We start from the raw sequence: 13,702 nt of genomic DNA on the forward strand, positions 1-13,702 counted from the left end.
TCTATTTTTACCTTGATGTGGAAATACCGCTTTTTCTACGCAAACTTACCAGAAATCTTGTCACGAGATGAACAGCTACACGAACAGTACATCGATGTGCAAGAGAAGCTGCAAGCGAACCTCATTGCTATTATGCAAGAGTTCGTAACGATGAAGCTGTTGAATGTCGATCAACAACAGTTGAAGTCATTGGTATGTACATTGCACTTGATTGCGTGTAGTTGGTTGGCGTATCAATCCGCGATGGCTTCAAAAACCAACATTACCGAGCAAATGGTGAAGCAAGGGATGTTGCAGATGCTTAATGTCGTTAAGCCATTAGCAACTGAGCAGGGCTTAGAGCAGCTACTGTTATTAGAAGATGCGGTTAGCAATCTACACAGTTAAACGTCAAACTGCTTAATATTTCGAGAGTCACTCTCATTTTCGAGTCGTGGCTCGAGTTGACTTGTCAAATATGCCACGCACAATAGTCCCATACGCTAAAAACCCTTGCAGGGATAAGATTCTCGATAAAGGAACTATCGCCCCATGAATTACGACATTTTTAATGGTGATGCTGATGGCATCATTGCTCTTCTACAATTGCGTTTGGCTGATCCTGTCGATGCCCAGTTAATAACCGGTGTAAAGCGCGACATCAAGCTGGTGGAAAAAGTAGATGTGCAAGCGGGTGATGAGCTGACTGTGTTAGACATTTCGATGGAAAAGAACATGGCAGGTCTAGAGCAAGCTTTGGCTCAAGGCGCGCACGTCTTTTACGCCGATCATCACAAAGCGGGCGACATTCCTCAGCATGGTAATTTGGATGCGCACATCGATCTCGATGCCAACATGTGCACGGCGTTGATTGTCGATAAGTTGCTTGATGGGCGTTTTCATGACTGGGCGATTACGGCGGCTTATGGCGATAACATGATTGCTAAAGCCGATGAGTTAGCGAATAACGCGGGCTTGTCGCAGCAACAGAAAGAGCAGCTAAAAGAGCTGGGTACTTTAATTAACTACAACGGCTACGGATCGAAAGTCGAAGATTTACACTTTCACCCTGCGGAGCTGTACCGAGCTTTGCTGAAGTACACGTCACCATTTGAAGCTATTGAAGATACGGCCTCGCCATACTACCAATTGCAATCGGCTTACCAACAAGACATGGAGGCGGCTCTCGCAGTGCCTGCCATGCATGAGAGCGGTAAGCTGAAGTTGTTTGAGTTACCAAACACGGCGGCATCACGCCGAATCAGTGGTGTTTATGGCAACTGGCTAGCAAACCAAACCCCTGACTCTGCGCATGCGGTACTTACTGAAAATGCAGATGGTACTTATACGGTTTCACTCCGTGCCCCGTTAAACAATAAACAAGGTGCCGTGGCCGTGTGTGGTCAGTTCCCGACAGGTGGGGGGCGAGAGGCGGCGGCAGGAATCAACGCGTTAAGCAAAGATGATGTGCATGCTTTTATTGATGCGGTAGAAACCTACTACGCATAGCATTTTCCAAAACATGAATACAACAAAGGAGCCGAGTGGCTCCTTTTTTTATGATAAGTCAATAAGTCAGATAATCAGCGCTTTAACCAAGATTTCGGATCCTGCGCTTCACTATTACGACGAATTTCGAAGTACAGCGATGGCCTGTCTTGACCGCCCGTATCACCCGCGAGAGCAATCACTTCGCCTGCGGTGACTCGATCGCCTTCTTTTTTAGTTAACGCTTGGTTGTAACCATAGAGGGTCATGTCACCTTTTCCGTGGTCGAGCAGTACCACTAAACCGTATCCGCGCAGATACTCAGCAAATACGACAGTACCAGGATAAACGGCTTTCACTTGTTGACCATAGTTGGCAGACAACACCATGCCCTTCCAGTTTACCTGCCCAGTTTGTCGCGTACCAAAGTTGTGTAACACACTGCCTTTGAGTGGCCAAGGCAACTTACCGCGCTGTTTGCCGAGTCCGTCCATTGGCACCGCATTACGCTTCGCTGCTTTGGCGATCTCTGCTTTTAAACGGGTTTCGTTGCGTTGCAGCTCGGCTAAGTAGCGTTTGTCATTCTTGATACTGCTCTGAATCTTATTCAGGGTTTGCTTACGCTTGGATTGTGTACTTGCTAGCGCTGTACGTTTTTCGGATTGCTGCTTGAGCAGAGTCTCGATTTGCTCTTTTTCTAGCTCGAGCTGGTTTTTGTTGTGCGCTAATTCTTGGGTTATTTTGGTGATCGCATCAATCACTTCAGCACGTGCTTTAGCTAAATGCTGGAAGTATTGGCTCATGCGGTCTTCTTCCACACCTTGATTTAACAAGTGACCATTGGCCTTCGCTCGCTCGGTTACGTAATACGTTTGCAGCAGCTGTTTGAGTTCTTCTTCTTGCTCTTGACGCTGTGCTTCTTGCAAGGCAATTTTCTCTTCTAGATTTTCTATGTTTTTGTCTGCTTGTGCGAGGTTAGACTTGGTTTGTCGTATTTCACGCTCAAGCTTAGAAATTCCAAGCTCTTGATCTTTTAATGATTTCTGTAACTCATTGAGCTGCTTTTCTTGGGAAGAGAGCGATTTGCGCTGACGGCTTATCTCACTGGATACGCCTTTGAGCTCTTGCTGACTCACAGCAGAGGAGGTAATGGGATAAGTGGCAGATAAAGCACAAGTTAATAAAATAGCCGAGCGTAGAACAGGGTGATTTTGTTTTCGCACTTGAGAGTTACCTACCACGTTGTTGTCAAAAAGGTTTGTTGACGATTAAATACCATCTCCATGGATAAAGCTTTGCGACTTGCCGTTAAAGCCTTGATCCATATCGAGAGAGGGTTTATCCGTTTTTGGACGTCCGACGATTTTTGCAGGCACGCCAGCCACCGTTGTGTGAGGAGGCACGGCTTGCAATACCACAGAGCAAGATCCGATTTTCGCGCCTTCACCGACTTCGATATTGCCAAGAATCTTTGCACCAGCGCCGATCATCACACCCTCGCGAATTTTCGGGTGACGATCACCGCATTCTTTACCAGTACCACCAAGGGTGACATCTTGCAGTATAGACACGTCGTTTTCGACCACGGCAGTTTCACCAATCACGATGCCTGTTGCATGGTCGAGCATGATGCCACTACCAATGCGCGCTGCAGGGTGGATATCGACCTGACATGCTACCGAAATCTGATTTTGTAGGTAAGTCGCAAGAGCGTGACGACCTTGCTTCCATAGCCAGTTTGCTACTCGGTAGCCTTGCAGTGCGTGATAGCCTTTTAGGTACAGCAATGGCATTGAGTACATTGAAACAGCAGGGTCGCGATTGACCGTGGCACAAATATCACAAGCCGCGCCGTCAGTGATGGTTGGATCAGCTGCAAAGGCTTCTTCAACCACTTCACGTACAGCCATCGCTGGCATGGAAGCGGTGTTCAATTTATTAGCCAGAATATAACTCAGAGCGGCACACAAACTTTCATGCTTGATAATGGTGGCATGATAGAAGCTCGCCAGCATAGGCTCTTGTTCTGACATTTCACGGGCTTCTGAGACAATTTTGTTCCAGACTTTTTGTTTTTCGCAGTGTTTCATTCTCAATATCCAGAGTGGTTCTTCCGTGACCCGACAACTTCAATTTTTCTCAGATGAGCTGCAAAGGGCGGTAGATTGCTACTTTCCTTCGGCTTTTTTGTCACGAGCCAGTAAATCTTGCGCTGCTAAGCGCGCATCTTTTCCTTGATACAATACTTGATAAATTTGATCAACTATCGGCATCTCAACACCCATACGTTGAGAAAGTAGCCATACTTCTTTTGTATTGCGGTAACCCTCAACCACTTGACCAATTTCTTCTTGAGCCGTATCAACGTCTTTACCTTGGCCTAATGCCAAGCCAAAGCGTCGGTTACGTGATTGGTTATCGGTACATGTCAGGACAAGATCGCCTAAACCCGCCATGCCCATAAAGGTTTCTGGCTGTGCACCCAGCGCAGCACCAAGGCGACTCATTTCAGCCAAGCCACGAGTAATTAATGCGGTACGAGCATTGGCGCCAAAACCGATACCATCAGACATACCCGCACCAATCGCAATAACGTTTTTCACAGCGCCGCCCAATTGCATACCAATAAAGTCACTATTGGCGTATACGCGGAAGGTTTTGCTACAGTGGATTTTTTCTTGTAGATCCGCAACAAATTCAGAATCTGGAGACGCAACAGAGATTGCAGTCGGCATACCCATTGCGAGCTCTTTCGCAAACGTTGGGCCAGACAATACTGCTAGTGAGTAGTTTTCACCGATAATGTCATAAGCGACGTCTTTCAGCAGGCGCCCCGTTTCAGGTTCAAGCCCTTTGGTTGCCCAACAGATGCGAGAGTCTTCGCGCAAGAATGGTTTACAGCTGTTTAGCACGATGCCAAAGACATGGCTTGGAACCACAACCAACAAATCTCGGCTTGCTTGAACGGCTTTTTCTAAATCCGATTCAATGATCAAGCTTTCAGGGAAATCAACACCTGGTAAAAAGGCATGGTTAGCTCGGTCTGCTTCTAGGCGAGCCATGTGCTCTGGCTCGTGTCCCCAAAGGACAACGTTCGCGCCGTTACGAGCGAGTGAGATTGCCAAAGAGGTGCCGTATGAGCCTGCGCCAATCACAGTCATTGCGATGTCTTTACCGTAAGCATTGTTTGTATTTGCTTGTGTCATGCTACCGCCTAATTGTCTTGCTACTAGTAGAATCTAGTTCCTAATCGTCAAATTTTACGCCTTCTGGCGATTAGGAACTAGGAACTTTTGTCAGAAATAAAAAATGCACATTGCATCGAATGGTAGACGCTCTGTGCATTTTATTTGAGTCGGTGACGTCAGCACTGTGGCTATTCGTCACTTATAAAACGTGAATTACGCTTCAGCTTCGCCTTGTTGAGCTTGCTGTTGTAGGTAGTTCATGAATAGCGCGTCAAAGTTTACTGGCGCTAGGTTCAGTTGAGGGAACGTACCTTTAACGACTAGGCTTGAGATAGTTTCACGAGCGTATGGGAATAGGATGTTCGGGCAGAATGCGCCTAGGCAATGTGCAAGTTGACCAGCTTCCATTTGTTCAGCAGTGAAGATACCACCTTGTTGAACTTCACATAGGAACGCAGTCTCTTCTTCGTTCTTCACAGTAACGGTTAGGCGTAGAACAACTTCGTAAACGCCTTCACCAAGCTCACGGCTTTGAGTGTCTAGGTCTAGTTTAACGTCTGGGTTCCACTCTTTCTGGAAAATTACTGGAGAGTTCGGCGCTTCAAAAGAAACGTCTTTTAGGAAGATGCGTTGAATTGCGAAGTTTTGTTGTGCGTCTTGAGGTGCTGCTTCAGCCATTTTTTAATCCTTAAATCAATATTTGTTGAGCCTAGAAACGTCTAAGCTCAGAAAACTGGTATGTCCTGAGACTAACTGAGCCAATCTACCTTGACTAGATGAAGCGTGTATTACGTGCAAAGCGTCACAACTTAGTGCTCCAACTGCTTTCAATTTGCTCAGTTTTTTGTCCGCGAGGCTTGGTAAAAGCGCGTTTAAACGCGAACTTTCGTTCTTGCCACGTTCCTACTTCTTACCGCGAACTAACGGCAGGTTCGCTTCGTTCCACGCAATCAAACCATTTTTTAGTAGGCTCACGTTTTCGAAGCCAGCTTTTACTAGTAGGTTTGCGCTTTCTTGAGCGGTCTGTCCTGTCTTACATACAACAATGATTGGGTCTGATTTGTGGTTTTCAAGGCTACCCAAGTTACCCGCTTTGATGTCTGACGGTAAAATGTGAAGTGAGTCGGTGATATGACCTTTTTTGAACTCGTCTTTGGTACGGATATCCACTACAACGCCGTTTTCACGGTTCATAAGATGAGTCAGTTGGTTTACGTTGATTTCTTTGTATGCGGCTGTCGCTGATTTCACGATGTTCATGATAAAGGCGACAAGAAGACCTACCCAAACCAAAGATAGAATCATGTTCTGTTGGAAAAATTCAATGTACTCTTGCATGTCTTGAGCTCTTACGCTGTTGGCGGAAAAATAAAGCAGGAGTATAGCGAGGTTACGGCTCTTAGGCGAGAGGGTTAAAATTTTCTAACGAATAATTGAGATCTCTATAAACCCTTTATGCCCTTACTATCCGTACATTTTGCTCTGGTAGCTTGATTGCTTTTGCCTATTGGACTTATCGGTTTAAGTGACTTCTGTTTTACTGAGAAAAGAGAACAATAGGTATTAATCCATCTTGTTTGATGTTGCTTTAAATTAGCGCTGTTTCAAGTGCAAAAATAAGAATGAGAAGCGTAAGAAAACCGAACTTAGACTGGGGTGTACAAAGCGTATTAGAAATGACTATGCTTGTGGAACACGATTGTCGGCACTGACTCGTTGTTCGCTTAACTTGTAAGATAGCAACAATAAATCGCAAACATTATTTGATCTTAACCTACAGTTTTGGTTAAAAAGTGTAGTAAAATTACGCTAGTTTTGTTTCAAGGTTAGATAGGGCAGCGAGGCCCTACGCCAAAAGTTACTTAAATTTGATGAGGTCATCACTATGTCAGCTAAGAAGCCACTGGCTCTAGTTATCCTTGACGGTTACGGTTACCGTGAAGACACAGCAAGTAACGCAATTGCGAATGCGAAAACACCAGTAATGGATGCTCTGATTGCGAATAACCCACACACATTAATCTCTGCTTCAGGCATGGATGTTGGCCTTCCTGATGGTCAAATGGGTAACTCTGAAGTTGGTCACACTAACATTGGTGCAGGCCGCGTTGTATACCAAGACCTGACTCGTATCACTAAATCAATTGCTGATGGTGAGTTCGAACAAACGCCTGCGCTAGTTGAAGCAATCGACTCTGCTGTGAAAGCTGAAAAAGCAGTACACATCATGGGCCTGATGTCTCCAGGCGGTGTTCACTCTCACGAAGACCACATTTACGCAGCAGTTGAAATGGCAGCGGCGCGTGGCGCAGAGAAAATCTACCTACACTGCTTCCTAGACGGCCGTGACACACCACCACGTAGTGCTGAAAACTCACTACAACGTTTCCAAGATCTATTTGCGAAACTAGGTAAAGGTCGCGTTGCTTCTCTAGTAGGTCGTTACTACGCAATGGACCGTGACAACAACTGGGATCGCGTCCAAGTTGCTTACGATCTTCTAACTCAAGCTAAAGCTGAGTTCACAGCAGAAACGGCAGTTGCAGGTCTAGAAGCGGCTTACGCTCGTGAAGAAAACGACGAATTCGTTAAAGCAACAGCTATCAAAGCGGAAGGTCAAGAAGAGGCAATCATGCAAGATGGCGATGCGGTTATCTTCATGAACTACCGTGCTGACCGTGCACGTCAAATCACTCGTGCATTCGTTCCTGCATTTGACGGCTTTGAGCGTGCAGCATTCCCAGCAATTAACTTTGTGATGCTGACTCAATACGCGGCTGATATCCCTCTAGCTATCGCATTCCCACCTGCGTCTCTAGAAAACACTTACGGTGAGTGGCTATCTAAACAAGGTCAAACTCAGCTACGTATCTCTGAAACAGAGAAATACGCACACGTGACTTTCTTCTTCAACGGTGGTGTTGAGAACGAATTCGAAGGCGAAGAGCGTCAGTTGGTTGCTTCTCCAAAAGTTGCAACGTACGACATGCAGCCTGAAATGAGCTCTCCAGAACTAACAGAGAAGATGGTTGCGGCTATCAAGTCTGGTAAGTTCGATACCATCATCTGTAACTACCCGAACGCAGATATGGTTGGTCACACTGGCGTTTATGAAGCGGCTGAGAAAGCAATCGAAGCTCTAGATGAAAGTGTGGGTAAAGTGGTTGAAGCAATCAAAGAAGTTGGCGGTCAACTATTGATCACTGCGGACCACGGTAACGCAGAAATGATGATCGACCCTGAAACTGGCGGCATCCACACTGCTCACACTAACCTACCAGTACCTCTAATCTATGTAGGTGACAAAGCGGTTGAATTCAAAGAAGGCGGTAAACTGTCTGACCTTGCACCAACCATGCTTTCTCTAGCTGGTCTAGAAATCCCAGCAGAAATGACGGGTGAAGTACTAGTTAAATAGTTAACTAACGGCTCCGAATGACAAAAGCCCGAGTTTAAACTCGGGCTTTTTTGTATCTGGCAGTAAGGGCTGGTCTGCAAGGTTACTGAACCAATATGCCCGCACCAATCACAGCTAGGGCTGCGCCCAACCATGCAAATCGGTTTGGTCGGCGTTTGGTGTAAATCCAGAGCAGTGGTAGCAACATAATTGGCGTGGTTGAAGATAGAAGTGCAACCATACCTACATTTCCTTCTTGCAGTGCGTATAAGATTAGCGTCATGCCGACGGCCATCGCCAAGAAACCATTAAGGGCAGTAATACCAAATACGCGCCAAGTAATGTGTTGCGTCGAGCGAGCGACTTTGACTCCTAGAATTAACAACATGCTGTGGGCGAAAAAGGCACTGATCATTCGAATAGCAGAAGCCGCAACTGGGTCAATACTGGTTTGCATTACTGGCTTGGCGATAATGCCTCCCAATGCTTGGCACATTGCTGCGGTTAAGCCAAGTCCAATACCTACCCAGATGTTACCTTTAATGTCTTCCAAGACGTTATTCACTTGACCTCTTCGGCCAAAGAATATCGCCATCACCACGCCGCTAAATACCAATGATGCGCCCAGTAGTTCTATTGTGGTCATGACTTCGCTAAATAAGAAGTAGCCCAAGATGGCAGAGAACACGGCGTGGCAAGAGAAGAGTAACCCGGCCTGTCTTGGCCCCATACGATTCAAACACGCGAATAGAGCGGTATCACCAATAAAAATACCAATCAGTCCTGAGGCCATCATTGGCGCTACATGTTCCCAAGAAACCGTTAACCAGCCGCCAGTCATCCAGGCCATTGTTGATAAGATCACGGCTGTGCAGCCCATACGCCAGCGGCTGTAAGAAAATGCGCCTAGGTGTTGTGCAGGAATGACCGAAATTAGGCTAGAAACTGCCCACAGAAAAGCGGCGCATAAAGCAAGCCATTCGTAACCCATGATGTGTCGACGTCCTTGTAGAGTAGAGGAGTCTTAATATGCACGAAATTTATGGGATGTAAAAGCCGCTCTGTAAGGGTAGTAGCTGGCGAGCAGCTCCATGACAACACGCTTTTTCATGGAGCTCTTCGATTAAAACAGTACCAAAACTGCGCCATACACGATAAGTAGACCAATCAAACCGAGAATCAGGCCTACTTTCGCCATGTCTTTGCTCTCGATGAGGCCTGTTGAATAAGCCAAAGAGTTTGGTGGTGTGGAAACCGGTAAGATCATGCCAAGTGATGCGGAGAAGGCGACGACAACCAATAAACCTTGTAGGCCACCAACCGCAATAAGGCTTGGCATTGATGTACCAATAGCGGCAGCAATAGGCATCAATAAGTTTGCTGTTGCGGTATTAGACATAAAGTTCGCCATTAACCAACACACTACCGATAGGGCTAAAACAACGGCAAATGGTGATAGCAGGCTGTAATCAATGGCGTGCGCTAATGCTTCGGCTAAGCCCGTTTTGTCTAAGGCAATACCAATTGCTATACCACCGGCAACCAGCCATAAAACATCCCAGTTAATCAGCTTGAGCTCTTCTTTTCCCATAATGCCCGTTAACGTGAACACTGCTAGTGGGATAATCGCGACAACGTATGTATTCATGCCATGCACTTTCGTTGTCATCCAAAGCACAATGGTTAGTGCAAAAGTGATGTAGACGACGATCGCACGCCAGCTCCTTTTGAATGTACCATCTAGCTTTAGTTTCATTTCTGGTTCGCTAGACGGAAACAGCTTTTGCAACAAGAACCAAGCTACAGTGAGTTGTACCAACACAAAGGGTAGACCCATTGTCATCCACGATAGGAAGTCTATCGCGTTTTCTCCAGTGAGATATTGAAGCGCTATCGCATTAGGTGGCGTGCCTATCGGAGTCGCAATGCCGCCTGTATTCGCGGCAATTGGAATACACAACACCAGTGCTTTAATGCCTAAATCCCCTTTAGGTGCTGAAGCGACGATGGGGCCAAGCAGGGCTAGCATCATCACGGTCGTGGCAGTATTGGACATAAACATTGAAAAAACGGCGGTAATTAACATCAAGCCCAGCATTATGAACTTAGGTTGTGTGCCGAATGGTTTTAATAGCACTCGGGCGAGGTTGTTGTCGAGCTCGTATTTGGAAGCCGCAATCGCGAGAGCAAAACCACCCATAAAAAGAATAATGATCGGTGAAGAGAAGGCCGAGAAAATATCGGTGTAAGCAATTAACTCTCCTAAATCATGCCCCGCTGGTGGATTGCGAAATAGATGCAAACCTTTATCCGATATCATGATCAGTTCAAGAGCGATAATAAGAATGGACGTAGCAAAAACGGGAACCGGCTCGAGAACCCAAAGTAGGGCAGCAAGAAGAAAAATAGCCAACAGGCGATGCTGAATTAAAGTGAGATCGTCAATAGGAATAGCATCGATCGGCATCATCAAAACACCGAGCGGAATTAAAAAGCACACCAGCAATTTCGCCAACGTGTTTACACTCATCTTTGGCATTGGCTGCCCCTCTAAATATTCATTCTAAGCGCAGGATAATTGATTGTGGAATGAGGGTCTTAGAGGCAGGTATGAGTTTGAGAAATAGAGGCTAAATTTCGAACGGAGTTTTGCTTTTTATCAATAAAAAGAGCCCTTAATAAAGGGCTCTTTAACGTTGTTTTACTTATTTTTTCAAGGCGTAAGGTGTGCCCATAACGGTTGGCTTACCGTTTTCCATGCTTGCGTCAAACTCAATCGCGTCTTTGGCAAACAGGTTAATAACAGTAGAACCCAGTTTGAAGCGGCCCATCTCTTCGCCTTTTTTCAAGATCACGGCCTTGTCACCCTCTGCTGGGTAATCCCATTTGTAGACAGTGTTTCCACGAGGCGGAGTGATCGTGCCAGCCCATACTTGCTCAATGCTACCAACAATTGTCGCACCAACAAGCACCTGTGCCATTGGACCAAACTCAGTATCGAAGATACACACCACACGCTCGTTACGTGCAAATAGGTTTGGTACGTTTTCTGCTGTCAGAGGGTTTACTGAGAACAGGTCACCTGGTACGTAAATCATTTGGCGCAGAGTGCCGTCACATGGCATGTGTACACGGTGGTAATCGCGCGGAGATAGGTACAATGTCGCAAAAGAACCATCTTTAAATTCGTCAGCTAAATTCGCGTCACCGCCCAGCAATTCTTGTGCTGAGAAGTGATGACCTTTTGCTTGGATAAGTTGACCATCTTCAATAGGGCCAAACTGGCTAACACAAGCGTCGGCTGGATGAGTGATGACGTTTTCGCCTTCAGAAATTGGGCGTGCGCCTTCTTTTAGCTCACGAACGAAAAACTCGTTGAACGTTTTAAAATGCTTAGGATCTGAGTGCTTTGCCTCATCCATATTCACATTGTATTGTTTGATAAACCAACGAATAACTGCTGTTGTTAGACCGCCAGCTTTTGCTGAAGCCAGTTTACCCATTAGGCGAGTGAGGCCGTGTTGTGGGATCCAGTACTGCAGTCCAACTTTAAACTTGTCCATCTTTAATTCCGATACTTCTGTTAGATTCGCGCTTTAGGGCGCGTGATGTTACTGAAATTTAATTTGCTTGTCAGTATTAGGTGAAGACTTTTTACACAGTTACAGCCTTAACTCAATTACAGATCGGCTTTTTTATTACGTGAATACTGACGATTTGCTTTGTTTTCAACCATGCTTTCCAAAATACGATGATAATTTTCAAAGCGAGTTTCGTTAATTTCCCCGTTCTCGACAGCTTCACGTAGAAGGCAGCCTGGGTCATCATTGTGTTTACAATCTCGGAACTTGCAACCGCCTAAATATGGTCGAAATTCAACGAATGCTTTTGTTACTTCTTCTGCTTCCAAATGCCAAAGACCAAATTCACGTACTCCAGGTGAGTCGATCAAATCGCCACCCGTTGGAATGTGGTATAAACGTGCAGCCGTCGTGGTGTGTTGGCCCAAGCCAGAGTTCTCAGAGACTTCGCCTTCTTCCACTTCGCTCTCTAGTTCCGGCATTAACGCGTTGACTAAGCTGGATTTCCCTACGCCTGATTGACCAACAAAGATATTAATTCGATCACGCAGCAGGGTTTCTAGTTCAGCAATGCCTTCTCCAGACTTCTTGCTGACCAGAAGCACTTTATAGCCAATACGTTCATATTCTTTGAGCCATTCTTCATACATTGCACGGTCATCGGCTTCTAGAAGGTCGACCTTATTTAAGACCAACAATGGCGCAATATTCAGTGTTTCTGATGCAACGAGATAGCGGTCAACAATATTTAGCGATAGCTCTGGTAATACCGAAGAGACAATGACCATTTGATCAATATTGGCTGCAACGGGTTTTAGGCCATCGTAATAATCTGGACGAGTGAGCACTGAAGAGCGAGGTTCTACCGCTTCAACAACACCAGAGATGCCCGCCATAGACTCCAATCCTTCGCGCCATAAAACACGATCGCCAGATACTAGAGACTCAATACCACGGCGGAGGTTACAGCGTTGAATTTCGCCTGTTTCAAGGTCTTCAATGTCCGCGTGCTGACCAAAACGAGTGATCACGAGACCTTGCTTGCTGGCGCCTAGCATGTTTTCATCCCACTGAATGGAATCTTCTTGCTTCTTCAAACGCTTTTGTTGGTTGCTACGTACGCGTCGCACCTGACCTTTGGTTAACTTTTTCTTCTTTGCCACAATTCTGTACTTTATGTGAATTTACTCAAATGGTTGAGCCGTACTCTTGGCTCCGTGTATGAGTATCGTGTTTCTCGTATTTTGAGGTATAGTACCTCTTTTATCGATAAACAAATAGGCGGCGTAACCATGTCCTTTAGCGATCAAAACCTAATTTGGGTTGATTTAGAGATGACAGGGCTTGATCCTGAAACGCACAAAATCATCGAAATTGCTTCTATTGTCACGGATAGCGAACTAAATATTTTGGCTGAAGGTCCAGTTTTAGCGATTCATCAGCCGGAAGAAGAACTAGCGAAAATGGACGACTGGTGTACTAATACGCATACGGCAAGCGGTTTGGTTGAGCGCGTTCGAAACAGTCAAATCTCAGAACAAGACGCAGTCGCACAAACCATTGAATTTTTAGAAAAATGGGTGCCAAAAGGGGCGTCGCCAATATGTGGTAACAGCATTGGGCAGGATCGTCGCTTTTTATACAAGCATATGCCTGAGTTGGAAGAGTTCTTCCATTACCGATATGTTGACGTTAGTACTCTTAAAGAACTAGCACGTCGCTGGCAACCTGAGGTGCTAAATGGGTTCACAAAACAGGGAACACATTTGGCCTTGGACGACATTCGTGAGTCCATCGCAGAACTTAAGTACTATCGAGGTACTATTTTCAAGATTTAACTGTTAAGGTTGCGATCCAAATTGTTGTAATTTATATCGCTTTTGATTGCTTTTTCGTCGTTCAGTAAAAAAATAAAGTTTTTTTGAAGGAAGGACTTGCATCACAAAAAAATGCTCTTATAATTCGCAGCCCTAAACAGCGGAAACGTTGTTGATGCGACACTAGCTCAGTTGGTAGAGCGCAACCTTGCCAAGGTTGAGGTCACGAGTTCGAACCTCGTGTGTCGCTCC

General features: G+C 45.8%; 13 protein-coding genes and 1 tRNA gene. 5 read left to right on the forward strand and 9 right to left on the reverse strand.

Going from position 1 to position 13,702, the window contains the following annotated elements; translation table 11 throughout:
- Together R7041_RS20095 and R7041_RS20100 are read left to right on the forward strand one after the other, a co-directional pair.
- A partial coding sequence (locus tag R7041_RS20095; RefSeq protein ID WP_318128327.1) for a TetR/AcrR family transcriptional regulator occupies nt 1-387 on the forward strand: 387 nt, incomplete at its 5' end.
- A 144-nt stretch (nt 388-531) separates the two neighbouring features.
- On the forward strand, nt 532-1,488 hold the full coding sequence (locus R7041_RS20100) for an acetyltransferase (RefSeq protein ID WP_053307392.1): 957 nt from the start codon (nt 532-534) through the stop codon (nt 1,486-1,488).
- 74 nt (nt 1,489-1,562) lie between these two features.
- Here R7041_RS20100 and R7041_RS20105 read toward each other — a convergent pair whose 3' ends face one another.
- The 5 genes from R7041_RS20105 to R7041_RS20125 all read right to left on the reverse strand — a co-directional run bounded on the left by R7041_RS20105 (nt 1,563) and on the right by R7041_RS20125 (nt 5,993).
- Nucleotides 1,563-2,708 carry a murein hydrolase activator EnvC family protein gene (locus R7041_RS20105; protein WP_064368829.1) on the reverse strand — a complete coding sequence of 382 codons (1,146 nt, stop codon included), beginning with the start codon at nt 2,706-2,708 and terminating at the stop codon, nt 1,563-1,565.
- A 27-nt stretch (nt 2,709-2,735) separates the two neighbouring features.
- The gene (gene cysE / locus R7041_RS20110) at nt 2,736-3,557 is read right to left on the reverse strand and encodes a serine O-acetyltransferase (RefSeq protein ID WP_005381475.1); all 822 of its coding nucleotides are present in this window, start codon (nt 3,555-3,557) and stop codon (nt 2,736-2,738) included.
- 78 nt (nt 3,558-3,635) lie between these two features.
- Complete coding sequence (gpsA, locus tag R7041_RS20115; RefSeq protein WP_005381474.1) at nt 3,636-4,673, reverse strand: NAD(P)H-dependent glycerol-3-phosphate dehydrogenase; 1,038 nt, start codon at nt 4,671-4,673, stop codon at nt 3,636-3,638.
- A gap of 195 nt (nt 4,674-4,868) precedes the next feature.
- Nucleotides 4,869-5,333: a protein-export chaperone SecB gene (gene secB / locus R7041_RS20120; RefSeq protein ID WP_005386410.1), complete on the reverse strand. Its 465-nt coding sequence runs from the start codon at nt 5,331-5,333 to the stop codon at nt 4,869-4,871.
- A 225-nt stretch (nt 5,334-5,558) separates the two neighbouring features.
- A complete protein-coding gene (locus tag R7041_RS20125; protein ID WP_005386415.1) occupies nt 5,559-5,993 on the reverse strand; it encodes a rhodanese-like domain-containing protein in 435 nt (144 codons plus the stop codon).
- A gap of 547 nt (nt 5,994-6,540) precedes the next feature.
- On the opposite strand from R7041_RS20125, the gene gpmM reads away from it, so the two are divergent.
- Complete coding sequence (gene gpmM / locus R7041_RS20130; RefSeq protein WP_064368827.1) at nt 6,541-8,073, forward strand: 2,3-bisphosphoglycerate-independent phosphoglycerate mutase; 1,533 nt, start codon at nt 6,541-6,543, stop codon at nt 8,071-8,073.
- Nucleotides 8,074-8,155: 82 nt separating this feature from the next.
- Here the strand turns inward: gpmM and R7041_RS20135 are convergent, their stop codons facing one another.
- From R7041_RS20135 to rsgA, 4 genes are all read right to left on the reverse strand, one after another.
- Nucleotides 8,156-9,043 (reverse strand): DMT family transporter, encoded by an 888-nt coding sequence (locus R7041_RS20135; RefSeq protein ID WP_064368826.1) that lies wholly within the window; start codon nt 9,041-9,043, stop codon nt 8,156-8,158.
- 132 nt (nt 9,044-9,175) lie between these two features.
- Entirely contained in the window at nt 9,176-10,591 is a 1,416-nt protein-coding gene (locus R7041_RS20140; protein ID WP_025768799.1) for an SLC13 family permease, read from the reverse strand.
- A 166-nt stretch (nt 10,592-10,757) separates the two neighbouring features.
- Nucleotides 10,758-11,615: an archaetidylserine decarboxylase gene (asd, locus tag R7041_RS20145; protein ID WP_005381465.1), complete on the reverse strand. Its 858-nt coding sequence runs from the start codon at nt 11,613-11,615 to the stop codon at nt 10,758-10,760.
- A gap of 116 nt (nt 11,616-11,731) precedes the next feature.
- Complete coding sequence (gene rsgA, locus R7041_RS20150; RefSeq protein WP_064368825.1) at nt 11,732-12,796, reverse strand: small ribosomal subunit biogenesis GTPase RsgA; 1,065 nt, start codon at nt 12,794-12,796, stop codon at nt 11,732-11,734.
- Nucleotides 12,797-12,925: 129 nt separating this feature from the next.
- Between rsgA and orn the strand changes: the two genes are divergently transcribed.
- Complete coding sequence (gene orn / locus R7041_RS20155) at nt 12,926-13,471, forward strand: oligoribonuclease (RefSeq protein WP_017635574.1); 546 nt, start codon at nt 12,926-12,928, stop codon at nt 13,469-13,471.
- Between the two features lie 156 nt (nt 13,472-13,627).
- A tRNA-Gly gene (locus R7041_RS20160) sits at nt 13,628-13,700 on the forward strand.
- Nucleotides 13,701-13,702 lie beyond the last annotated feature (2 nt).

It is taken from the genome of Vibrio sp. 1751, from assembly GCF_033339895.1.
GTDB lineage: Bacteria > Pseudomonadota > Gammaproteobacteria > Enterobacterales > Vibrionaceae > Vibrio > Vibrio alginolyticus.

Excerpts from the sequence above, each read along its gene's own strand:
- R7041_RS20100 (WP_053307392.1), top strand. The coding sequence starts at position 532 with ATGAATTACGACATTTTTAATGGTGATGCTGATGGCATCATTGCTCTT.
- cysE (WP_005381475.1), bottom strand. The coding sequence starts at position 3,557 with ATGAAACACTGCGAAAAACAAAAAGTCTGGAACAAAATTGTCTCAGAA.
- gpsA (WP_005381474.1), bottom strand. The coding sequence starts at position 4,673 with ATGACACAAGCAAATACAAACAATGCTTACGGTAAAGACATCGCAATG.
- secB (WP_005386410.1), bottom strand. The coding sequence starts at position 5,333 with ATGGCTGAAGCAGCACCTCAAGACGCACAACAAAACTTCGCAATTCAA.
- R7041_RS20125 (WP_005386415.1), bottom strand. The coding sequence starts at position 5,993 with ATGCAAGAGTACATTGAATTTTTCCAACAGAACATGATTCTATCTTTG.
- gpmM (WP_064368827.1), top strand. The coding sequence starts at position 6,541 with ATGTCAGCTAAGAAGCCACTGGCTCTAGTTATCCTTGACGGTTACGGT.
- R7041_RS20135 (WP_064368826.1), bottom strand. The coding sequence starts at position 9,043 with ATGGGTTACGAATGGCTTGCTTTATGCGCCGCTTTTCTGTGGGCAGTT.
- R7041_RS20140 (WP_025768799.1), bottom strand. The coding sequence starts at position 10,591 with ATGCCAAAGATGAGTGTAAACACGTTGGCGAAATTGCTGGTGTGCTTT.
- asd (WP_005381465.1), bottom strand. The coding sequence starts at position 11,615 with ATGGACAAGTTTAAAGTTGGACTGCAGTACTGGATCCCACAACACGGC.
- orn (WP_017635574.1), top strand. The coding sequence starts at position 12,926 with ATGTCCTTTAGCGATCAAAACCTAATTTGGGTTGATTTAGAGATGACA.